Annotated in this window: 19 protein-coding genes; 15 read left to right on the plus strand and 4 right to left on the minus strand. The window is 71.1% G+C overall.

The features are described from left to right. The first annotated feature begins 4 nt into the window (after positions 1–4). Complete coding sequence (locus ACFZAM_RS08710; RefSeq protein WP_391044070.1) at positions 5–976, plus strand: SPFH domain-containing protein; 972 nt, start codon at positions 5–7, stop codon at positions 974–976. Positions 977–1,062: 86 nt separating this feature from the next. Here ACFZAM_RS08710 and ACFZAM_RS08715 read toward each other — a convergent pair whose 3' ends face one another. Beyond that, positions 1,063–1,218, minus strand: coding sequence for a hypothetical protein (locus ACFZAM_RS08715; RefSeq protein WP_355333933.1), 156 nt, complete (start codon positions 1,216–1,218; stop codon positions 1,063–1,065). A 74-nt stretch (positions 1,219–1,292) separates the two neighbouring features. Then, entirely contained in the window at positions 1,293–1,796 is a 504-nt protein-coding gene (locus ACFZAM_RS08720; RefSeq protein ID WP_355334689.1) for a methylated-DNA--[protein]-cysteine S-methyltransferase, read from the minus strand. Between the two features lie 211 nt (positions 1,797–2,007). Between ACFZAM_RS08720 and uvrB the strand changes: the two genes are divergently transcribed. The 6 genes from uvrB (at position 2,008) to ACFZAM_RS08750 (ending at position 9,998) form a co-directional block, all read left to right on the plus strand. Beyond that, a complete protein-coding gene (gene uvrB / locus ACFZAM_RS08725; RefSeq protein WP_355333931.1) occupies positions 2,008–4,104 on the plus strand; it encodes an excinuclease ABC subunit UvrB in 2,097 nt (698 codons plus the stop codon). A gap of 121 nt (positions 4,105–4,225) precedes the next feature. Beyond that, positions 4,226–4,804, plus strand: coding sequence for a TerD family protein (locus ACFZAM_RS08730; RefSeq protein WP_355333929.1), 579 nt, complete (start codon positions 4,226–4,228; stop codon positions 4,802–4,804). Positions 4,805–4,885: 81 nt separating this feature from the next. Beyond that, on the plus strand, positions 4,886–6,808 hold the full coding sequence (locus tag ACFZAM_RS08735; protein ID WP_391044073.1) for a TerD family protein: 1,923 nt from the start codon (positions 4,886–4,888) through the stop codon (positions 6,806–6,808). A gap of 202 nt (positions 6,809–7,010) precedes the next feature. Further along, the gene (locus ACFZAM_RS08740; protein WP_355333925.1) at positions 7,011–8,009 is read left to right on the plus strand and encodes a TerC family protein; all 999 of its coding nucleotides are present in this window, start codon (positions 7,011–7,013) and stop codon (positions 8,007–8,009) included. A 166-nt stretch (positions 8,010–8,175) separates the two neighbouring features. Then, positions 8,176–9,210, plus strand: a complete 1,035-nt coding sequence (locus ACFZAM_RS08745; RefSeq protein ID WP_391044282.1) for a cytochrome c oxidase assembly protein — start codon at positions 8,176–8,178, stop codon at positions 9,208–9,210. A 101-nt stretch (positions 9,211–9,311) separates the two neighbouring features. Continuing rightward, entirely contained in the window at positions 9,312–9,998 is a 687-nt protein-coding gene (locus ACFZAM_RS08750) for a DUF3761 domain-containing protein (RefSeq protein WP_355333922.1), read from the plus strand. Positions 9,999–10,109: 111 nt separating this feature from the next. On the opposite strand, the gene ACFZAM_RS08755 is transcribed toward ACFZAM_RS08750, so the two are convergent. Both ACFZAM_RS08755 and ACFZAM_RS08760 read right to left on the minus strand, forming a co-directional pair. Continuing rightward, entirely contained in the window at positions 10,110–10,766 is a 657-nt protein-coding gene (locus tag ACFZAM_RS08755; RefSeq protein ID WP_391044077.1) for an MBL fold metallo-hydrolase, read from the minus strand. Between the two features lie 26 nt (positions 10,767–10,792). Next, a complete protein-coding gene (locus ACFZAM_RS08760) occupies positions 10,793–11,521 on the minus strand; it encodes a maleylpyruvate isomerase family mycothiol-dependent enzyme (protein WP_391044080.1) in 729 nt (242 codons plus the stop codon). A 214-nt stretch (positions 11,522–11,735) separates the two neighbouring features. Between ACFZAM_RS08760 and uvrA the strand changes: the two genes are divergently transcribed. The 8 genes from uvrA (at position 11,736) to ACFZAM_RS08800 (ending at position 22,966) form a co-directional block, all read left to right on the plus strand. Then, on the plus strand, positions 11,736–14,726 hold the full coding sequence (gene uvrA / locus ACFZAM_RS08765) for an excinuclease ABC subunit UvrA (RefSeq protein WP_391044083.1): 2,991 nt from the start codon (positions 11,736–11,738) through the stop codon (positions 14,724–14,726). 164 nt (positions 14,727–14,890) lie between these two features. After that, positions 14,891–15,313 carry a Rieske (2Fe-2S) protein gene (locus ACFZAM_RS08770; protein ID WP_355333910.1) on the plus strand — a complete coding sequence of 141 codons (423 nt, stop codon included), beginning with the start codon at positions 14,891–14,893 and terminating at the stop codon, positions 15,311–15,313. A gap of 113 nt (positions 15,314–15,426) precedes the next feature. Continuing rightward, complete coding sequence (gene uvrC / locus ACFZAM_RS08775) at positions 15,427–17,517, plus strand: excinuclease ABC subunit UvrC (RefSeq protein ID WP_391044085.1); 2,091 nt, start codon at positions 15,427–15,429, stop codon at positions 17,515–17,517. Next, entirely contained in the window at positions 17,514–18,440 is a 927-nt protein-coding gene (rapZ, locus tag ACFZAM_RS08780) for an RNase adapter RapZ (protein ID WP_355333906.1), read from the plus strand. Before uvrC ends, rapZ begins: the two co-directional genes overlap by 4 nt. A gap of 2 nt (positions 18,441–18,442) precedes the next feature. Then, positions 18,443–19,447, plus strand: coding sequence for a uridine diphosphate-N-acetylglucosamine-binding protein YvcK (yvcK, locus tag ACFZAM_RS08785; RefSeq protein ID WP_355333903.1), 1,005 nt, complete (start codon positions 18,443–18,445; stop codon positions 19,445–19,447). Further along, a complete protein-coding gene (gene whiA / locus ACFZAM_RS08790) occupies positions 19,438–20,415 on the plus strand; it encodes a DNA-binding protein WhiA (protein WP_188284204.1) in 978 nt (325 codons plus the stop codon). The genes yvcK and whiA overlap by 10 nt, the downstream gene beginning before the upstream one ends. 179 nt (positions 20,416–20,594) lie before the next feature. After that, positions 20,595–21,599 carry a type I glyceraldehyde-3-phosphate dehydrogenase gene (gene gap / locus ACFZAM_RS08795; protein ID WP_355333900.1) on the plus strand — a complete coding sequence of 335 codons (1,005 nt, stop codon included), beginning with the start codon at positions 20,595–20,597 and terminating at the stop codon, positions 21,597–21,599. 143 nt (positions 21,600–21,742) lie between these two features. Next, on the plus strand, positions 21,743–22,966 hold the full coding sequence (locus ACFZAM_RS08800; protein ID WP_355333897.1) for a phosphoglycerate kinase: 1,224 nt from the start codon (positions 21,743–21,745) through the stop codon (positions 22,964–22,966).

A 22,966-nucleotide genomic window follows, 5' to 3' on the forward strand; every position in this document is an offset into this window, starting at 1 on the left:
GGCCGTGGAAGTCGTCGTGGTGCTGCTGATCATCATCGCGGTGGTCGCCCTGATCGGCGTGTCCAGCAGTCTGAGGGTGGTCAAGCAGTACGAGCGCGGGGTGATCTACCGCTTCGGCCGGGTCAACCGGCTCCCCAAGGAGCCGGGCCCGCGCATGCTGGTGCCGTTCGTGGACAAGATGACCAAGGTCAACATGCAGGTCGTCACCATGCCGGTGCCGTCCCAGGACGGCATCACCCGCGACAACGTGTCGGTACGGGTCGACGCGGTGCTCTACTTCCGGGTCATCGACCCGATCCGGGCCACCGTGGACGTGCAGAACTACCAGTTCGCGATGTTGCAGGTGGCGCAGACCTCGCTGCGCTCCATCATCGGCAAGAGCGAACTCGACGATCTGCTGTCCGGCCGCGAACGCCTGCACGAGGGGCTGGAGTTGATGCTGTCCACGCCCGCCACCGGCTGGGGCGTCCACATCGACCGCGTCGAGATCAAGGACGTGGCGCTGCCGGAGTCCATGAAGCGGTCGATGGCCCGGCAGGCGGAGGCGGACCGGGAGCGGCGGGCCCGGATCATCACCGCCGACGGTGAGTTGCAGGCGTCCCAGAAGCTCTCCGAGGCGGCCAGGACCATGGACGCCAACCCGTCCGCCCTCCAACTGCGCCTCCTCCAGACGGTGGTGGAGGTCGCGGCGGAGAAGAACTCGACCCTGGTGATGCCCTTCCCCGTCGAGATGCTGCGCTTCTTCGACCGGGCCGCGAACTCCGGCGCGAATTCCGGTGCGAACCCCGGTGCAAACTCCGGCGGCGGCCAGGACACGAAGCCGGTCGAGAAGACGGCGGCGCCCGCGGCGACGGACGAACTGACGGACGCGGAACCGCGGTCCGCCGTCGAGGCCGCGGCCGAGGAGCCGCCCGCGATCGACCGGAAGCCGCCGGGCCCGATCCAGATCCCGGACCCGCGCACGTCCGAGGAGTGAGCGACGAAGCCGTAGCGGCAGGGCAGGGCAGGAACGGGACGGGAGCGGGCGGGTCACTCCGCCCGCTCCCGCGCGTCAGCCCCGCGTCAGCGCGTCCAGTCGATCTTGAACACCCACGCGTACCGCCCCTTCGCCCGCGCCGCCGCGGGCACCCGTACGGTCAGCGTGCCGCCGTCGAACTCCCGGTCCAGCGGCCGGTCGTGGCCGAGCATCGTCACCCGGTCGCCCTTGCGGACCGGCACCGGAGCGCTCGTTGACCGTGACGTCCCTGCCGCCGCGCGGCGCGGGGGTGGACGTGCGGAGCCTGCTCAGATCATCAGAACAGCGGTGCGGGCAGCACGCCCTCCAGCGCCAGCAACGTGCGCTTGATCTCCAGGCCGCCGCCGAAGCCGCCTATGCCGCCGTCGCTCTCCACCACCCGGTGGCACGGCACCACCAGCGGTATCGGATTCGCGCCCATCGCCGTCCCGACCGCGCGGGCCGCCCCGCGCTCGCCCACCCGGTCGGCCAGGTCCTGGTACCCGACGACCGTGCCGTACGGCACCCCGGCCGCCAGCTCGCGCAGCACCCGGCGGTTGAAGCCGGTGATCAGCGACCAGTCCAGAGCGAGCGAGAACTCCTTCAGCGCACCCGCGAAGTACGCCTCCATCTGCTCGGTGACCGGCGCCAGCCGGGCCGCGTCCTCGACCGGCTCGCCGCCCAGCCGCCGCCCCATCGACGCCACCGCGCGCCGTACCGCCGCCTCGTCCGCCCGGAAACCGACATTGACCAGCCCCTCGTCGGTCGCCGCCAGCAGCAGCGGCCCGATCGGGGTCTCCATGACCGTCCAGGCGGTGTCGTTCGTCACACGGCCAGCCTAGATCGGGGGTCCGACAACGCCCCGCCGCCGCGATCCGCCCGGCAAACACGGCCGCCGCGAGGCCCGTCACCGGAAGTGACCGGGTGGTCACACGAGGGGAAGTGGCCGCCCCGGCGGCGGCCCGCCCGTCCGGGCCCGGACGATTGTCGGTGGTGGGTCGTACGGTGGTGACATGCGGCCCGTATCAGACATCGAACGCAGTGTGGCGCCCTTCGAGGTCGTCAGCCCCTACCAGCCCAGCGGCGACCAGCCCACCGCCATCGACGACCTCGAGAAGCGGATCCGCGGTGACGAGCAGGACGTCGTGCTGCTCGGCGCGACCGGTACGGGCAAGTCCGCGACCACCGCGTGGATGATCGAGCGGCTCCAGCGCCCCACCCTGGTCATGGCGCCGAACAAGACGCTCGCCGCCCAGCTCGCCAACGAATTCCGCGAGCTGCTGCCGAACAACGCGGTCGAGTACTTCGTCTCGTACTACGACTACTACCAGCCCGAGGCGTACGTCCCGCAGACGGACACGTACATCGAGAAGGACTCCTCGATCAACGAGGAGGTGGAGCGGCTGCGGCACTCCACCACCAATTCGCTGCTGACCCGGCGCGATGTCGTCGTGGTCGCCTCCGTGTCCTGCATCTACGGCCTCGGCACCCCGCAGGAGTACATCGACCGCATGGTGCGCCTCAATGTCGGCGACGTCATCGACCGCGACCAGCTCCTGCGGAAATTCGTCGACATCCAGTACGCGCGCAACGACGTGGCCTTCGCCCGCGGCACCTTCCGGGTACGCGGCGACACCATCGAGATCTTCCCGGTCTACGAGGAACTGGCCGTCCGCATCGAGATGTTCGGCGACGAGATCGAGGCGCTCTACACACTGCACCCGCTCACCGGCGAGGTGATCACCGAGGACCGGCAGATCTACGTCTTCCCCGCCACCCACTACGTCGCGGGCCCCGAGCGGATGGAACGCGCCATCGCGGGCATCGAGAAGGAGCTGGAGGGCCAGCTCGCCCTGATGGAGAAGCAGGGCAAGCTGCTGGAGGCCCAGCGGCTGCGGATGCGCACCACGTACGACATCGAGATGATGCGGCAGATCGGCACCTGCTCCGGCATCGAGAACTACTCGCGGCACATCGACGGCCGCGAGCAGGGCTCCGCGCCCGACACCCTCATCGACTACTTCCCCGAGGACTTCCTGCTGGTCATCGACGAGTCGCACGTCACCGTGCCGCAGATCGGCGCGATGTACGAGGGCGACGCGTCCCGCAAGCGCACCCTGGTCGACCACGGCTTCCGGCTGCCGTCCGCGCTCGACAACCGGCCGCTGAAGTGGGAGGAGTTCCTGACCCGCGTCGGCCAGACCGTCTACCTGTCCGCGACACCCGGAAAGTACGAGCTGTCCCGCGGCGACGGCGTGGTCGAGCAGATCATCCGCCCGACCGGCCTGGTCGACCCCGAGGTCATCGTCAAGCCCACCGAGGGCCAGATCGACGACCTGGTGCACGAGATCCGGCTGCGCACGGAGAAGGACGAGCGCGTCCTGGTCACCACCCTCACCAAGAAGATGTCCGAGGACCTCACCGACTACCTGCTCGAACTGGGCATCCAGGTGCGGTATCTGCACAGCGACATCGACACCCTGCGCCGCGTCGAGCTGCTGCGCGAACTGCGGGCCGGTGAGTACGACGTCCTGGTCGGCATCAACCTGCTGCGTGAGGGCCTCGACCTGCCCGAGGTGTCGCTGGTCGCGATCCTCGACGCCGACAAGGAGGGCTTCCTGCGCTCGGGCACCTCGCTGATCCAGACCATCGGCCGCGCCGCCCGTAACGTGTCGGGCCAGGTCCACATGTACGCGGACCGGATCACCCCGGCGATGGAGAAGGCCATCGAGGAGACCAACCGCCGCCGCGAGAAGCAGATCGCGTACAACAAGGAACGCGGCGTCGACCCGCAGCCGCTGCGGAAGAAGATCGCCGGAATCCTGGACTCCTTCGCCCGCGAGGACGCCGACACCGAGGAGCTGCTGGGCTCCGGGCGGCAGCGCTCGCGGGGCAAGGCGCCGGTGCCAGGACTGTCCGCCCGCGCGGGCGAGAAGCGCGGTGCGAAGACGCTGCCCGCCGAGGAGCTGGCCGACCTGATCGCTCAGCTCACCGACCAGATGCACGCGGCGGCCGGCGAGCTGCAATTCGAGGTGGCCGCCCGGCTCAGGGACGAACTGGGCGAGCTGAAGAAGGAGTTGCGCCAGATGAGAGAAGCGGGAATGGCGTGACGCGGGACCGGCGACCGGCCGGTGTTCGCCAGGAATCGCCACGCGGCGAACCGGGATACCGTTGCACGGCGTCTTGTTAGGGTGCGGGACAACCGCACACACGGGTGAGAGGGGACAGCGCGTGACGGTCAACATGACCAAGGGCCAGAAGATCAGCCTGAGCAAGTCCGACGGAGGGACGCTGACGGCGATCCGGATGGGGCTGGGCTGGCAGGCCGCGCCGCGCCGCGGACTGTTCGGGTCCCGCACCCGGGAGATCGACCTGGACGCCTCGGCCGTGCTCTTCGCGGACAAGCAGCCGGTCGACGTGGTGTTCTTCCAGCACCTGACCAGCGACGACGGCTCGGTCCGGCACACCGGTGACAATCTGGTCGGCGGCGCGGGCCAGGGCGGCGACGACGAGTCGATTATCGTCGACCTCCAGCGCGTACCGGTCCATGTCGACCAGATCGTCTTCACGGTGAACTCCTTCACCGGCCAGACCTTCGCCGAGGTGCAGAACGCGTTCTGCCGCCTGGTCGACGAGACCAACGGGCAGGAGCTGGCCCGCTACACGCTGACCGGCGGCGGCCAGTACACGGCGCAGATCATGGCCAAGGTGCAGCGCGGCGCGACCGGCTGGTCGATGACGGCCATCGGCACGGCGGCCAACGGCCGGACGTTCCAGGACCTCATTCCGGCCATTCTGCCCGCGCTCTGAGGCCGCACGGCCGCTGACGCGGCCCCCGGCCCGCGGGCCGGAACACGTACACACGCATAACGGGAACGGGGGGCGGCGGACATGACGGCCGAACTGGTCCGGGGACAGAACCATCCGCTGCCGGGCACCCGGATGGAGATCCGGGTGTCGGCGGGCACCCCGGTGGTGGCCGCGGTCACCCTCGGGGACGAGCGGGGGCGGGTCGTCGGCGACTCCTCGCAGTGGCTGGCGCACCCCGGCGCGCCGCAGCTCCCCGGCGTCGAGGTGCCCCGGCAGGCCGCCGCCGAGCACCGGCTCGCGGTGGACCTCGGCGCGATGCCGCCGCAGGTGCACCGGGTGCACGTACTGCTCGCCCTTCCGGGCGCCGCGGGCCGCCCCGGCGCGCCCGCCGCCTTCGGCGCCGCCCCCGCCCCGCATCTCGCCGTCACCACCACCGAGGGCGAGGCCGTCGCCGGATTCACCATGACCGGCCTCGGCCCCGAGACGGCCCTGCTGGCCATCGAGCTGTACCGGCGGCAGGGCGCCTGGAAGGTGCGCGCCGTCGGCCAGGGGTACGAGGGCGGTCTGCCCGCGCTGCTGCTCGACCAGGGTGTCCCGGAGCCCGCCGGGGTGGCCGCGGGCATCGACGAGGCGGTGGGGCGCGAGCTGTCCCGCTCGGTCGACCTGCCCGCCGCGCCGCGTACGGTCCCGCCGCCGCGGCCGGAAACCGCGGCCCCGGCCGCCGCTCCGGGCGACGGCCGGACCACCGCGTCCTCAGGACCGGTCGACTACCGGCACCCGCGGCGCAAGGCCGCCGCCACCGCGCCGCCCCCGCCCGCTCAGGGACGGCCGGGCTCGCCGTACGACGCCCCGCCCGCCGCGCCGCGGCCGTCCTCCGACGGACAGCCCGGCACCCCGCCCGGCACCCCGCCCGTCCCCGTCGCGGGCGACGCCTCCGGCTGGACGATGGAGGAGCGGCTGCACAATCAGGTGTGGGGCATGTTCGAGGACCTGGCCCGCACCATCGCCGCCTACCGCAGCGCGGTGGACTTCGCCGAGTCCCGCTTCGAGCAGGAGCTCGACCGGCTGCTCGCCGACCCCGCGACCCGCGGCGGACAGGCCGCGGACGCCGCCCGCGACCAGGCGCAGGCCCGGCAGTTCGCGCTGGTCGACCAGGCCCGCGCCGTGCTCGACCGGGACATCGCGCAGCTCGTCGCCGAGGCCGAGGTCGTCGAGCCCGCGCTGCCCGCCGCCTTCGCGGGCTGGGAGAATCCGGTGTGGCACGCCTACCGGGTGCCCGACCAGCCGCCGCTCGCCGTACGGCTCGGCGGCCTCTACCTGCCCGAGGCGCCCGAACTGCGCATCCCGCTGCTGGCCCGGCTGCCGCTGGACCGCGGTCTGTGGATCGACAGCGAGGAGGACCGCAGGGTCGCCATGGACACCGCCGTGGCGATCGCCGCCCGGCTGCTCGCCTCGTACCCGGTGGGCGGTTTCGCGGTGCACGCCCTCGACCCCGCGGGCTCCGGCTCCGCCGCGCTCGCCCCGCTCACCGGCAGTGGCGCCGTGCTGATGCCGTCGGCCGGGGGCGCGGCCGGGGTCGGCGAGGTGCTGAACCGGCTGACCGAACGCGTCGATCTGCTCCAGATGGCGCTGCGCGGCGGCGCCGCCGACTCGCTGCCGCCCGGCTTCGACACCGCCGAGCAGCTTCTGATCGTCAACGAGTTCCCGTACGGCTTCGACGACCGGGCGGTCACCCAACTGCGCTATCTCGCCGACGAGGGACCGCGCGCCGGGGTGCACCTGCTGCTGGTCGCCGACCGCGAGGACGCGTCCGCGTACGGGCCGGTGCTCGATCCGCTGTGGCGCTCGCTGCTGCGGCTCACCCCGCTGCCCAGCGACCACCTGGCCGACCCGTGGGTGGGGCACGCCTGGACGTTCGAGCCGTCGCTGGTGCCGCCGGGCAGCCAGGTGCTCACGCAGGTGCTCAGGGAGATCGCGGCGGCCCGCCCGGCCTACGGCCCCTGACCGGTCGTGCCGGGTCCTGCGCCGGTGCTCTACCGGCTTTACGGCTCTGACCTGCACGCTTGTGCGATTCTTTACTAACTCTTGGGCAATTCGTGTACTGTTCTTGGTGCGGAGTGAAACCTTCCCCTGAACGGACTCAAGGGGTGGGGACCTCCGGCAGCGACGACGCTGACAGTTGCCGTATCGAATTGCCGGAGGACCTGTGGATGTCTCCCTCGCCCTCTGGGCGCTCACCATCGCCGGACTGATCGCCCTGATCGCCGTTGACTTCGTCATCGGCCGCACCCCGCACGACGTCTCCGTCAAGGAGGCAGGGGCCTGGACGATCGTCTGGGTCGTACTCGCCGGGCTCTTCGGACTCGGCCTGCTCGTCTTCTCCGGCGGCCAGCCGGCGGGCGAGTTCTTCGCCGGTTACATCACCGAGAAGTCGCTGAGCGTCGACAACCTCTTCGTCTTCGTCCTGATCATGTCCAAATTCGCGGTGCCGTCCCAGTACCAGCAGCGCGTACTGCTGGTGGGCGTGCTGATAGCGCTGGTGCTCCGCGCGGTGTTCATCGCGGGCGGCGCGGCGATCATCGCCAGCTTCTCGTGGGTCTTCTACATCTTCGGCGCCTTCCTCATCTGGACCGCCTGGAAGCTCATCCAGGACGCCCGTTCGGACGACGAGGACGAGGAATTCGAGGAGAACCGGCTGCTCAAGGCGGTCGAGAAGCGCGTACCGTCCACCGACAAGTACCACGGCACCCGGCTGTTCATCACGGAGAACGGCAAGCGGCTGATGACGCCGATGCTCGTCGTGATGCTCGCCATCGGCACCACCGACGTGCTCTTCGCGCTCGACTCGATCCCCGCGATCTTCGGCCTCACCCAGGACCCGTACATCGTCTTCACCGCCAACGCCTTCGCCCTGATGGGCCTGCGTCAGCTCTATTTCCTGATCGGCGGCCTGCTCAAGAAGCTGGTCCACCTGTCGTACGGGCTGTCGGTGATCCTCGGCTTCATCGGCGTCAAGCTGGTGCTGCACGCGTTGCACGAGTCCGGTGTGCACGTGCCGGAGATCTCCATCCCCGTCTCGCTCGGCGTCATCGTCCTCGTCCTCGCGGTCACCACCGCCACCAGCCTGGTCGCCTCCAAGCGGCAGGCGGAGGCCGAGGCCGCCGCCTCCGAGGACGAGGAGCGCCCCGCGACGCCGGTCCGCTGACCGGTCCCTCCGCACTCCCTCCGTAACCCCCTCCGTAACCCCCTCCGTACCGGCCCCTCCGTACCGACCCCTTCGCGCAGACCGCTCCGTCACGAGGGCTACCGTGGCCCTCGTAACGGAGCGGTTGTGCGTGGCGTGTGGGAAGGCGCGGATGGTGGCGAGCGGCATGGTGGTCCTTCCCGAGCTGACCGGCGCGCGGTTCTTCGACGCCTGGCGGCTCGACGCGGTCGCGCTGACCGCCGTCGTCCTGCTCGGCGTCGCGTACGCGCTGGGCGTACGGCGCAAGCGGCGCGCGGGGGAGCGGTGGCCGCTGTGGCGCACCGCCGCGTTCTACGTCCTCGGTCTCGGCACCCTCGTCGTCGCGACGATGTCCTCGCTCGCCGTCTACGACCGGGTGCTGTTCTGGCCCGCCGCCGTGCAGAACATCCTGCTCGACCTCTTCGCCCCGCTCGGCCTGGCGCTCGGCGACCCGCTCGCGCTCGCCGCACCCGACAGCCGGCTGCGCCGCGCCTTCACCGGCCGTACGGTACGACTGCTGATGTATCCGCTGGTCAGCTCGGTGCTGGTGCTCGCCTCCGAGCTGACGATCTACTTCACGCCGTACTTCTCCACCGCCCTCGGCAACGGGCTCGTGCTCCAGCTCATGCACCTGCAACTGCTGCTCACCGGCTGCCTGTTCGTGCTGCCGATGCTCAGCCGTCAGGACCTGCTGCCGTCCTGGTGCGGCCATCCGGTCAGGGCCGCGCTGGTCTTCTTCGACGGGCTCTTCGACTCCGTGCCCGGCATCGTCGTCATGACCAGCGGCACGCTGGTGGCCGGGCACTGGTACACCGCGCACCCGCGCTCCTGGGGGCCGAGCGTCCAGCACGACCAGATGCTCGGCGGCGGCCTGATGCTCACCCTCGCCGAACTCGTCGCGCTGCCCTTCCTGATCCTGGTCTTCTTCGAGTGGTGGCGGGCCGAGCGGGAGAAGACGGCGGAACTCGACGCGCGGCTGGACCGCGAGGCCGTCGTCGCGATGTCCGGTGCTGGTGCTGGTGCCGGTGCTGGTGCCGCCGCCGGTGCCTCTGCCGCGCCCGCCTCCACAAAGGCCCCCGCGTCCGCCGCCGCTCCCGCCGCCGCTCCCGTTCCGGAGATGACCCGCCCCTGGTGGGAGACCGATCAGGGCGAGGTCGGCGAGCGCATGCGGCGCGGTCGCTGAGCGGTCCGCGGCGGCTCGGGGTCACAACTGCGTTACGGGCACCACGTCACGAGTCGGCGCGTGTCACGCTCTCCCCCTCATACCTGTCCTGGGGGGACAAATTGCGTCAACGTGCCATCACCGCTGCCTGTTTACTGGCCGTCGCGGGGCTCGCGCTCGCGGGATGCGACGGCGACGGGGGGACCGACGACATATCGGGCGCCGCCGCCTCGGTCTCGGCCACACCCACGGCCGCGCCCACCACCACGCAGGCCGCGCTCACCGGCCAACTGCCCAACCTGACCGGGATGCCGCTGCTCGCCGCGCGCACCATGGCCGACGACGCCGGGTTCACCCGGATCGCCGCGCACGACGCGACGGGGGCCGAGCGCACCCAGGTCTCCGACGGCGACTGGAAGGTGTGCTTCCAGCAGCCCGGCCAGGGGCCCGCGGCGCTGTCCGACCCGGTCGACCTCGCCGTCGTCAAGATCGCCGAGATCTGCCCGCCCGCGGACGGCACCCCGGCGCCGTCACCCACACCCACGGTCACCCGCACCACGGCGCCGTCGCCGACCGCCACGCACAAGGCGACGCCCAAGCCCCGCCCCACCACCGTCACCCACAAGCCGACCCCGAAGCCCAAGCCGAAACCCAAGCCGAAGCCGAAGCCGACCGTCGGGTACACCGAGCCCCCGGTCAACGACCACGACGGCGCCACCGCCCTCTGCAACGACGGCACGCTGTCCTACTCGCAGCACCACCGGGGCACGTGCTCGCACCACCACGGCGTGGCCGTCTGGTACAAGTAGCCCGCTCGGCCGTACGGCGACCGTACGGACCTCCGGGGGAGCGCGGGGCGGGGGCGAGCCGGCGGCAATCCGCTGCTCGTCCCCGCCGGGCCGGGGTGTGCGCGCCGGCCGCTACCAGCCGCGCTCGCGCCATTCCTTGAGGTGGGGGCGCTCGGCGCCGAGGGTCGTGTCGTTGCCGTGGCCGGGGTAGACCCAGGTCTCGTCCGGGAGCACGTCGAAGAGCTTGGCCGTGACGTCGTCGAGGAGCGAGGTGAAGGCGGCCGGGTCGTCGTGCGTGTTGCCGACGCCGCCCGGGAAGAGGCAGTCGCCGGTGAAGACGTGCGGGGCGCCGTGCGGGTCGTCGTAGACGAAGGCGATGCTGCCCGGGGTGTGGCCGACCAGGTGCCGCGCGGTGAGGCTGACGCGGCCGAAGGTCACGGTGTCGCCGTCGTCCAGCGCCACATCGGTGGGGACCGGGATGCCCACCGTGTCCTCGCGGCCCGCGTAGGTACGCGCGCCGGTCGCGTCGATCACCGCGCGCAGCGCCTGCCAGTGGTCGCCGTGCTGGTGGGTGGTCGCGACGGCGCCGAGCCCGGCGTCGCCGACGACCTCCAGCAGCGTCTGCGCGTCGTTGGCCGCGTCGATCAGAAGCTGCTCGTCGGTGGCCCGGCAGCGCAACACGTACGCGTTGTTGTTCATCGGCCCGACCGCGACCTTGGTGATGATCAGGTCTTCCAGTTCATGCACGTCGGGGGTCCCGCCCACCGTCACTTCTCCGCTGTACGCCATGCCGCCAGCCTAGAGGTTCGGGGTGCCTAGAGCGGAGGCAGTACGGGCAGCGGGCCGTCGGGGGTCACGGTCAGGCCCTCGTACGGGCCGCGGCCGGAGACCCAGGCCAGCAGGGGGCGGGTGGCGGCGCTGACGGTGAGGTCGGGTTCCGCGGCGGCGCCGATCGTCCAGGACGCGCCGGACTCGGTGTCCTCCAGGCGGACCGCGGCGATGCCCTCGTGCCCGGTGAGGCCGTCGGCGAGGGAGGCCAGCTCACGGGCGGCGAAGTCGGCGGGCAGGTCGGCGGTGGTGGGGCCGATGCCGAGGTCGACCAGGTGCAGCCACACCTCGCCCAGCCGCCGCCAGGGGACCTCGGCGGCGGCGATCACCCGGCCGGAGCGCAGCGTGACCTGCGTCGCCCAGCCCGACGGCGGCACCTGCGCGGCGGCCCGCTCGAACCGCTCCGCCGAGGCCCGCAGATCGGCGAGGTGGTCGTCGAGGGGACGGCCCGCGCCCTCCTCGATGGCCCGGTCGCGGGACGTCGCGTCCGCGTACATCGGGGTCTCCACGCCGGTCCCCGCCCAGATCAGCAGATTGGCCAGGGCGTCGGCATTGCGGGCGACATGGGTCAGCAGATGCCCGCGGGTCCAGCCGGGCAGCAGCGAGGGTTCGGCGACGCCGTCGGCGGGGAGCGCGGACACCGCGGCGACGAATCGGTCGGTGGCTTCCCGGACGGCAACCGCATCGAGTACGGGATCCGGTCGTTGGACGGTCACGTACCGACGCTAGCGCGTCACCCCGCGCTCGCGCAGGACACACGATCGGGTGAAGTGGTCAGAGCGCGCCCGTAAATCGAATGCACGTGCTATATGGTCGGTGTGTCGCAACTTCTGAGAACGCGGCGAACCGGAAGAAAACCCGAGCGCACCCCGTTTAGGCTGACTGGGGGTGCCGACTCTCCCCCCGTCTCTATGAAAGGTGCGCACTGGCGTGGCCGATCGACTCACCGTCCGTGGCGCTCGCGAGCACAATCTGAAGAACGTGTCGCTCGACCTGCCGCGGGACTCCCTCATCGTGTTCACAGGGCTGTCCGGATCGGGCAAGTCCTCCCTCGCCTTCGACACGATCTTCGCCGAGGGGCAGCGCCGGTACGTCGAGTCGCTCTCCTCCTACGCCCGCCAGTTCCTCGGCCAGATGGACAAGCCCGATGTGGACTTCATCGAGGGCCTGTCCCCGGCGGTCTCCATCGACCAGAAGTCCACCTCGCGCAACCCGCGCTCGACGGTGGGCACCATCACCGAGGTCTACGACTACCTCCGGCTGCTCTTCGCCAGGATCGGCAAGCCGCACTGCCCCGAGTGCGGCCGCCCGATCTCCCGGCAGTCGCCGCAGGCCATCGTCGACCGGGTGCTGGAGCTGGAGGAGGGCAGCCGTTTCCAGGTGCTCTCCCCGCTGGTCCGTGAGCGCAAGGGCGAATTCGTGGACCTCTTCGGCGACCTCCAGACCAAGGGCTACAGCCGTGCCCGGGTCGACGGGGCCACGATCCAGCTCACCGACCCGCCCAAGCTGAAGAAGCAGGAGAAGCACACCATCGAGGTGGTCATCGACCGCCTCACGGTGAAGGACAGCGCCAAGCGCCGCCTCACGGACTCCGTCGAGACCGCGCTCGGCCTGTCCGGCGGCATGGTCATCCTGGACTTCGTCGACCTGCCCGAGGACGACCCGCAGCGCGAGCGGATGTTCTCCGAGCACCTGTACTGCCCGTACGACGACCTGTCCTTCGAGGAGCTGGAGCCGCGCTCCTTCTCCTTCAACTCGCCCTTCGGCGCCTGTCCCGACTGCACCGGCATCGGCTCCCGCATGGAGGTCGACCCGGAGCTGATCGTCCCCGACGAGGAGAAGTCCCTGGCCGAGGGCGCCATCGCGCCCTGGACCGGCGGCATGTCCAAGGGCTACTTCGAGCGGCTGGTCGAAGGTCTCGCGGGGGAGCTGGGCTTCAGGACCGACATCCCCTGGGCCGGGCTGCCCGCCCGCGCGAAGAAGGCGCTGCTCTACGGCCACAAGGCCGAGGTCAGGGTCGCGTACAAGAACAGGTACGGCCGCGAGCGCGCGTACAACGCGCATTTCGAGGGTGCCATCCCGTTCGTGAAGCGGCGGCACCAGGACTCCGAGAGCGACTCCAGCCGGGAGCGCTTCGAGGGGTACATGCGCGAGGTGCCCTGCCCCACCTGCCACGGCAGCAGGCTCAAGCCGATCGTGCTGGCCGTCACCGTCCAGGACCGCTCCATCGCGGACGTCTCCGCCATGTCGATCAGCGACTGCGCCGAGTTCCTCGGCGGGATGAAGCTGGACGCCCGCGACAAGAAGATCGCCGAGCGGGTGCTCAAGGAGGTCAACGAACGGCTGAAGTTCCTGGTCGACGTCGGCCTGGACTACCTCTCGCTCAACCGCGCCGCGGGCACCCTGTCCGGCGGCGAGGCCCAGCGCATCCGGCTCGCCACCCAGATCGGCTCGGGCCTGGTCGGCGTGCTGTACGTGCTGGACGAGCCGTCGATCGGCCTGCACCAGCGCGACAACCACCGGCTGATCGAGACCCTGGTACGGCTGCGCGACCTGGGCAACACGCTGATCGTCGTCGAGCACGACGAGGACACCATCAAGACCGCCGACTGGGTGGTCGACATCGGCCCCGGCGCCGGTGAGCACGGCGGCAAGGTGGTGCACTCCGGCTCGCTGAAGGAGTTGCTGGTCAACGAGGAGTCGCTGACCGGGCAGTACCTCTCGGGCAAGCGCGTCATCGTCACCCCCGACGTACGCCGCCCGATCGACCGCAAGCGGCGGCTGACGGTGCACGGCGCCCGCGAGCACAATCTCCAGGACATCGACGTGTCCTTCCCGCTCGGAGTGCTCACCGCCGTCACCGGCGTCTCCGGCTCCGGCAAGTCGACGCTGGTCAACGACATCCTCTACACCCACCTGGCCCGCGAGCTGAACGGGGCGCGCAGCGTCCCCGGCCGGCACACCCGGGTGGACGGCGACGACCTGGTGGACAAGGTCGTGCACGTCGACCAGTCGCCGATCGGCCGCACCCCGCGCTCCAACCCGGCCACGTACACCGGTGTCTTCGACCATGTGCGGCGGCTCTTCGCGGAGACGATGGAGGCGAAGGTCCGCGGCTATCTGCCCGGCCGCTTCTCCTTCAACGTCAAGGGCGGTCGCTGCGAGAACTGCTCGGGCGACGGCACGATCAAGATCGAGATGAACTTCCTGCCGGACGTCTACGTCCCGTGCGAGGTCTGCCACGGCGCCCGCTACAACCGCGAGACGCTGGAAGTGCACTACAAGGGCAAGTCCATCGCCGAGGTGCTGGAGATGCCGATCGAGGAGGCACTGGACTTCTTCGAGGCGGTGCCCGCCATCGCCCGGCACCTGCGCACGCTCTACGAGGTCGGCCTGGGATACGTACGCCTGGGGCAGTCCGCGCCGACGCTGTCCGGCGGCGAGGCGCAGCGCGTGAAGCTCGCCTCCGAGCTCCAGAAGCGCTCCACCGGCCGTACGGTCTACGTCCTGGACGAGCCGACCACCGGTCTGCACTTCGAGGACATCAGCAAGCTGATCAAGGTGCTCCAGGGCCTGGTCGACAAGGGCAACACTGTGATCGTCATCGAGCACAATCTCGATGTCATCAAGACCGCCGACTGGGTGGTCGACATGGGCCCCGAGGGCGGCAACGGCGGCGGACTGGTCGTCGCCGAGGGCACCCCCGAGCAGATCGCGGCCGTCCCGGCCAGCCACACCGGCAAGTTCCTGCGGGACGTCCTGGGCGCGGAGCGGATCAGCGACGCGTCGGTGCCCGCGCCCAAGAAGCGGGTGCCCGCCCCCAAGAAGGCCACGGGGACGGCCGCCGCGGCCAAGAAGGGCACGACGGCCGCCGCGAAGAAGACCCCGGCGCCGCGCAAGCGGACGGCGGGCAAGGCGTAGCACCGCGGAAGGTCAAGGACGGGTCGGCGCGGGCGCGGCGGCACGCCGTCGAGGCGCGGTCGTCAGGCAGTGGCCGTCCGGGAGTGGCACAGAGGAAGCGGACAGGTGGGGGACGTAGGGTTACGGGTCGCGAGACCTCCCCACCTCCCCGACCTGGAGCGCACATGACCACCGAACTGCCCGCCTGCCGCCGTACCGTCCTGCGAGGCGCGGCCCTGGCCGGAGCCGCCGGGTTCGGCCTCACCGCGTGCGGCGGCTCCGGCGGCGGTTCGTCCGACGGGCCCGCCAAAGCCGTGGAGTTGGGCGCCGCCACCGAGGTACCGGTCGGCGGCGCCAAGCTCTACCGGAACGACAAGGTGGTCGTGGCGCAGCCGAAGGAGGGCACCTTCAAGGCGTTCAGCGCGGTCTGCACGCACGCGGGCTGCGTCGTCACCTCGGTGGACGGCACGACGATCACCTGCGCCTGCCACGGCAGCCAGTTCGACGCGGACACCGGCGCCGTGCTCCAGGGCCCGGCGACCAAGCCGCTGCCCGCCGTGCAGGTCACCGCCTCCGGCGGCAAGCTCACCGCCGGTCCGGCGAGCTGACCACCGGCAGTCCGGCACCCGCGAACCGGCGGTCCCGCCCGCCGGTATCCGCACCGGTCGGCACTGCCCGGCCTGGCCCGGGAATGTCGCATCCCGCCAGTAGGGTGGGAGACATGGCGGACCCCAGCAGCTACCGACCGAAGCCGGGCCAGATCCCCGACTCCCCGGGGGTCTACAAGTTCCGGGACGAGCACGGTCGGGTGATCTACGTCGGCAAGGCGAAGAGCCTGCGCCAGCGGCTTTCCTCGTACTTCCAGGACATCACCAACCTCCACCAGCGGACCGCCACGATGGTGACCACCGCGGCGGCCGTCGAGTGGACGGTGGTCTCCACCGAGGTGGAGGCGCTCCAGCTCGAATACTCCTGGATCAAGGAGTTCGACCCGCGGTTCAACGTCAAGTACCGCGACGACAAGAGCTATCCGTCCCTCGCGGTGACGATGAACGAGGAGTTCCCGCGCGTGCAGGTCATGCGCGGCCCCAAGCGCAAGGGCGTGCGCTACTTCGGTCCGTACGCGCACGCCTGGGCGATCCGCGAGACCGTCGACCTGCTGCTGCGGGTCTTCCCGGTCCGCACCTGCTCCGCCGGGGTCTTCAAGCGCTCCGCGCAGATCGGCCGCCCCTGTCTGCTCGGCTACATCGGCAAGTGCTCCGCGCCCTGCGTCGGCCGGATCAGCGCCGACGACCACCGCGAACTGGCCGAGGAATTCTGCGACTTCATGGCCGGACACACCGGCACCTACCTGCGCCGCCTGGAACAGCGCATGAAGGACGCGGCGAGCGAGATGGAGTACGAGCAGGCCGCCCGGCTGCGGGACGACCTGGAGGCGCTGCGCCGCGCCATGGAGAAGAACGCGGTGGTGCTCGCCGACGCCACCGACGCCGACCTGATCGCCGTCGCCGAGGACGAGCTGGAAGCCGCCGTGCAGATCTTCCACGTACGCGGCGGCCGGGTCCGCGGCCAGCGCGGTTGGGTCACCGACAAGGTCGAGGCGGTCGACACCGCGGGCCTGGTCGAGCACGCCCTCCAGCAGCTCTACGGCGACGAGCGCGGCGACGCCGAGCGCTCCGGCGGCAGCGGCGGTGTGCCCAAGGAGGTGCTGGTCCCGGCGCTGCCCGCACCGTCGGAGCCGGTCGCGCAGTGGCTGAGCGACCGCCGCGGCTCGCACGTCAGCCTGCGCGTACCGCAGCGCGGCGACAAGAAGGACCTGATGGCCACCGTGCAGCGCAACGCGCAGCACGCCCTCGCGCTGCACAAGACCAAGCGCGCCTCCGACCTCACCACCCGCTCCCGCGCGCTGGAGGAGATCGCCGCCGCGCTCGACCTCGACACCGCGCCGCTGCGGATCGAGTGCTACGACATCAGCCACCTCCAGGGCGACGACGTGGTCGCGTCCATGGTGGTCTTCGAGGACGGCCTGGCCCGCAAGAGCGAGTACCGCCGCTTCCAGATCAAGTCCTTCGCCGGGCAGGACGACGTCCGGTCGATGCACGAGGTGATCTCCCGCCGCTTCCGCCGCTATCTGCTGGAGAAGCAGAAGACCGGCGAGTGGGAGGGCGAGTCCGGCGAGGTCCCCGCGAACCACGGCGATGTTCCCCTGGACCACGAGGAACAGGCGTCCGGCCCCATCGACCCCGACACCGGACGGCCGCGCAAATTCGCGTACCCGCCGCAGCTCGTCGTGGTCGACGGCGGACAGCCGCAGGTGGCCGCCGCCCGGCGCGCGCTGGAGGAGCTGGGCATAGACGACGTCGCCGTGTGCGGCCTCGCCAAGCGCCTGGAAGAGGTCTGGCTGCCCGGCGACGACGACCCGGTGATCCTGCCGCGCTCCAGCGAGGGCCTGTACCTGCTCCAGCGGGTCCGCGACGAGGCGCACCGGTTCGCGATCTCGTACCAGCGCAGCAAGCGCTCCAAGTCGATGAAGGCCGGCGCGCTGGACTCCGTGCCGGGGCTCGGCGAGACCCGCAGGCAGGCGCTGCTGAAGCACTTCGGCTCGCTGAAACGGCTCCGGGCGGCGACGATCGAGGAGATCTGCGAGGTCCCGGGGATCGGCCGCCGTACGGCGGAGACGGTCGCGGCGACCCTGGCAGCCGCGGCTCCGGCCGCACCCGCGGTGAACACCGCGACAGGAGAGATCATCGAAGAGGCCGACGGGACCCCGCCCGGGGCGGACCCGTCCCACCATCGGGGGATCAGCACATGAGCGACCAGGACGAACAGGACGGAACGCACGTGACAACCGGCGGAGCGGGGGAGGCCGTGGAGGCCATCCCCGAACTGGTGATCATCTCCGGCATGTCCGGAGCGGGCCGCAGCACCGCGGCCAAGTGTCTTGAGGACCTCGGCTGGTTCGTGGTGGACAATCTGCCGCCCGCGCTGATCCCCACCATGGTGGATCTCGGCGCGCGCTCGCAGGGCAACGTCGCCCGGATCGCCGTGGTCGTGGACGTCCGCGGACGCCGCTTCTTCGACAATCTGCGCGAGTCCCTCGCCGACCTGGCGACCCGCAGCGTCAAGCGCCGGATCATCTATCTGGAAGCCTCAGACGAGGCCCTGGTCCGCCGCTTCGAGTCGGTCCGCCGGCCGCACCCGCTCCAGGGCTCGGGCCGGATCGTGGACGGCATCGCGGCCGAGCGCGACCTGCTGCGCGAGCTGCGCGGCGACGCCGACCTGGTGATCGACACCTCCAGCCTCAACGTGCACGAGCTGCGCGCCAAGCTGGACGCCCAGTTCGCGGGCGAGGAGGAGCCGGAACTCCGGGCCACGGTCATGTCGTTCGGATTCAAGTACGGCCTGCCCGTCGACGCCGACCTGGTGGTGGACTGCCGCTTCCTGCCCAACCCGCACTGGGTGCCGGAGCTGCGGCCCTTCACCGGGCTCAACGACGAGGTGGCGCAGTATGTGTTCAACCAGCCGGGCGCGAAGGAATTCCTCGACCGCTACGCCGAGTTGCTGCACATCATCGCCGCCGGATACCGGCGCGAGGGCAAGCGGTACGTGACGATCGCGGTCGGCTGCACGGGCGGCAAGCACCGCAGCGTGGCGATGTCGGAACGGCTGGCCGCACGGCTGGCCGCGGATGGGGTGGAGACCGTGACAGTGCACAGGGACATGGGGCGCGAGTGATCATGACGGGTCGGCGGCGGCGCCGGGGTACGGGCCGCCGCGCCGGGGTGCCGCCCAAGGTGGTCGCCCTCGGCGGGGGACACGGCCTGGCCGCCTCCCTCGCCGCACTGCGCCGGATCACCGGCGATCTGACCGCGGTGGTCACCGTCGCGGACGACGGCGGCTCCAGCGGCAGACTCCGCCAGGAGATGGGCGTACTGCCGCCGGGAGACCTCCGCAAGGCGCTCGCCGCGCTCTGCGGGGACGACGAATGGGGGCGCACATGGGCCCGAGTGGTCCAGCACCGCTTCACCAGCGAGGGTGATCTGCACGGGCACGCGGTCGGCAATCTGCTGATCGTCGCGCTGTGGGAACAGCTCAACGACGAGGTCGCCGCGCTGGAGTGGGTCGGGCGGCTGCTGGGCGCCCACGGCAGGGTGCTGCCGATGTCCGCGGTCCCACTCGACCTGCACGCCATCGTCCGCGGCCACGACCCCGACAGGCCCGACGAGATCAGCACCGTCCGCGGCCAGGCCACGGTCGCCCTCACCCCCGGTGAGGTGCAGGAAGTGCAGGTCGTCCCGGCCGATCCGCCCGCCGTTCCCGAGGCCGTGCAGGCGGTCCTCGACGCGGACTGGGTGGTGCTCGGCCCCGGCTCCTGGTTCTCCTCGGTGATCCCGCATCTGCTCGTCCCCGAGCTGGTCGACGCCCTCATGACGACCAGGGCGCGCCGGGTCCTCACGCTGAACCTCGCGCCGCAACCAGGTGAGACCGACGGATTTTCTCCGCAGCGTCACTTGGAGGTTTTGGCCCGACACGCCCCTAAACTCACCATCGACGTGGTTCTCGCCGACGAGGCCGCCGTACCCGACCGTGACAGCCTCTCCGAGGCCGCACAGCGGTTGGGCGGCACGGTCGAGCTGGCACCGGTCGCCGCCCCCGACGGGCCGCGGCACGACCCGGAGCTGTTGGCCGCCGCGTATGACAGGATTTTTCGTATGCGTGGAAGGATCGGCCCATGGCGATGACGGCAGCGGTGAAGGATGAGATCTCCCGGCTTCCCGTCACCCGGACCTGCTGCCGGAAGGCGGAGGTCTCGTCGATCCTGCGGTTCGCCGGCGGCCTCCACCTGGTGAGCGGCCGGATCGTGATCGAGGCGGAGCTGGACACCGGGATCGCGGCCAGGCGGCTGCGCAAGGACATCCTGGAGATCTTCGGGCACTCCTCCGACCTGGTGGTGATGGCGCCCGGCGGGCTGCGCAGGGGCAGCAGGTACGTGGTGCGCGTGGTGGCGGGCGGCGACCAGCTCGCCCGGCAGACCGGCCTGGTGGACGGCCGCGGCCGGCCGATCCGCGGCCTGCCCCCGCAGGTCGTCTCCGGCGCCACCTGCGACGCGGAGGCCGCCTGGCGCGGTGCCTTCCTCGCGCACGGCTCGCTCACCGAGCCCGGCCGCTCCTCGTCGCTGGAGGTCACCTGCCCGGGGCCCGAGGCCGCCCTGGCCCTGGTCGGCGCCGCCCGCCGCCTCCAGATCCCCGCCAAGGCCCGCGAGGTCCGCAATGTGGACCGCGTGGTGGTACGGGACGGCGACGCGATCGGCGCGCTGCTGACCCGGCTCGGCGCCCACGACTCAGTGCTCGCCTGGGAAGAGCGCCGCATGCGCCGCGAGGTCCGGGCCACCGCCAACCGGCTCGCCAACTTCGACGACGCCAACCTGCGCAGGTCGGCCCGCGCCGCCGTCGCCGCCGGAGCCCGTGTGCAGCGCGCGCTGGAGATCCTCGGCGACGACGTACCGGAACACCTCGCCGCGGCCGGGCGCCTGCGCATGGACCACAAGCAGGCCTCCCTGGAGGAGCTGGGCTCCCTCGCCGAGCCGCCGCTGACCAAGGACGCGGTCGCCGGCCGGATCCGCCGCCTGCTGGCCATGGCCGACAAGCGCGCCTCGGACCTCGGCCTGCCCGGCACCGACGCCAACCTCACCGACGAGATGGTCGGCTAGGGCCTGTCCGCCGGACAGGCCCGGCCGGCACGCGCGCGGCGGCGGACGGGGCGGAGGCGGAGGGGCCTCGGCCCGATGTCACCTCCGCGCCCCTGGCCGGGTAGGCTCGTCCCTGGTCGGGGACATCCCATATTTCGCAGCCGGAGAGGGCTCCGGCGAATGAGCGAGGAGATCGGTTCGTGACGATCCGGGTAGGCATCAACGGCTTTGGCCGCATCGGTCGTAACTTCTTCCGCGCCGCCTTGGAGCAGGGTGCGGACATCGAGATCGTGGCTGTCAACGACCTGGGTGACACCGCGACGACGGCGCACCTGCTGAAGTACGACACCATCCTCGGCCGCCTCAAGGCCGAGGTCACCCACACCGCGGACTCCATCACCGTCGACGGCAAGACCATCAAGGTGCTCGCCGAGCGCGACCCCGCCGCCATCGCGTGGGGCGAGCTGGGCGTCGACGTCGTCATCGAGTCGACCGGCATCTTCACCAAGGCCGCCGACGCGGGCAAGCACATCGCGGGCGGTGCCAAGAAGGTCATCATCTCGGCGCCCGCCACCGGCGAGGACATCACGATCGTGATGGGCGTCAACCAGGACAAGTACGACGCCGCGAACCACCACATCATCTCCAACGCCTCGTGCACCACGAACTGTGTGGCGCCGATGGCGAAGGTGCTGCTGGAGAACTTCGGCATCGTCAAGGGCCTGATGACGACGGTCCACGCGTACACCAACGACCAGCGCATCCTGGACTTCCCGCACAAGGACCTGCGCCGCGCCCGCGCCGCCGCGGAGAACATCATCCCGACCACCACGGGTGCCGCGAAGGCCACCGCGCTGGTCATCCCCGAGCTGGCGGGCAAGCTGGACGGCATCGCGATGCGCGTCCCGGTCCCCACCGGCTCGGTCACCGACCTGGTCGTCGACCTCGAGCGCGAGGTCACCAAGGACGAGGTCAACGCCGCCTTCCAGAAGGCGTCCGAGGGTCAGCTCAAGGGCCTGCTGGAGTACACCGAGGACCCGATCGTCTCCTCGGACATCGTCAACTGGCCGGCCTCCTGCACCTTCGACTCCTCCCTGACCATGGTCCAGGGCAAGACGGTCAAGGTCATCGGCTGGTACGACAACGAGTGGGGCTACTCCAACCGCCTCGTGGACCTCACGGTCTTCGTCGGCGGCCAGCTCTGACGCCGTAGCGGCCGACGCACAGCGATGTGAGCGACAGGGTCCGGACGGGTGCGACGAAGCGCCGGTCCGGGCCCTGTCCCTTGCCCACTCCGCAGTCCCGTACCCGTCAGTACCCGCAGCCGTACCCGTAGGAGACCGTACAGATGAAGACGATCGACGACCTGATCAGCGAGGGGCGGATCGCCGGCAAGCGGGTGTTCGTCCGCGCCGACCTCAACGTCCCGCTCGACGGGGAGCGCATCACCGACGACGGCCGGATCCGCGCCGCCGTCCCCACCATCACCAAGCTCGCCGAGGCGGGCGCCAAGGTGATCGTGGCCTCGCACCTCGGCCGCCCCAAGGGCGAGCCCGACCCGAAGTTCTCGCTCGCGCCGGTCGCCGCGCGCCTGGGCGAGCTGCTCGGCGAAGGCCGTCACGAGGTGGTGTTCGCCGCCGACACCGTCGGCGAGAGCGCCGCGGCCACCGTGGCGGGCCTGGCCGACGGCCAGGTCGCGCTCCTGGAGAACCTGCGCTTCAACGCGGGCGAGACCAGCAAGGACGACGCCGAGCGCGGCGCCTTCGCCGACCGGCTCGCGGAGCTGGCCGACACCTACGTCGGCGACGGCTTCGGAGCGGTGCACCGCAAGCACGCCTCGGTGTACGACCTCCCGGCCCGCCTCCCGCACGCCGCGGGCGGACTGATCGCCACCGAGGTCGGCGTCCTGAAGAAGCTCACCGAGGACGTCTCCCGCCCCTACGCGGTGGTGCTCGGCGGCTCCAAGGTCTCCGACAAGCTCGGCGTCATCGACCACCTGCTGGACAAGGCCGACCGCATCCTGGTCGGCGGCGGCATGGTCTTCACCTTCCTCAAGGCCCAGGGCCACGAGGTCGGCAAGAGCCTGCTCCAGGAGGACCAGATCCCCGTGGTCAAGGAGTACCTGGAGCGCGCCAAGGCCAAGGGTGTGGAATTCGTCCTGCCGGTCGACGTCGTCGGCGCCACCGAGTTCCCCGACCTGAAGACCAAGGCGCCGTCCTCGCCGGTCAACGCGCCGGTGGACGCGATCCCCGCGGACGTGATCGGCCTGGACATCGGCCCCGAGTCCCGCAAGCTCTTCGCCGCCAAGCTCGCCGACGCCGCCACCATCTTCTGGAACGGCCCGATGGGCGTCTTCGAGCACCCGGACTACGCCGACGGCACCCGCGCGGTCGCCCAGGCGCTGATCGACTCCGACGCGTTCACCGTGGTCGGCGGCGGCGACTCGGCCGCGGCCGTCCGCATCCTCGGCTTCGACGAGAACGCTTTCGGCCATATTTCCACCGGCGGCGGCGCGAGCCTGGAATACCTCGAGGGCAAGACGCTCCCCGGCCTTGCCGCACTGGAGAAGTGA

Source organism: Streptomyces sp. NPDC008079, assembly GCF_042957385.1.
Classification (GTDB): Bacteria; Actinomycetota; Actinomycetes; order Streptomycetales; family Streptomycetaceae; genus Actinacidiphila.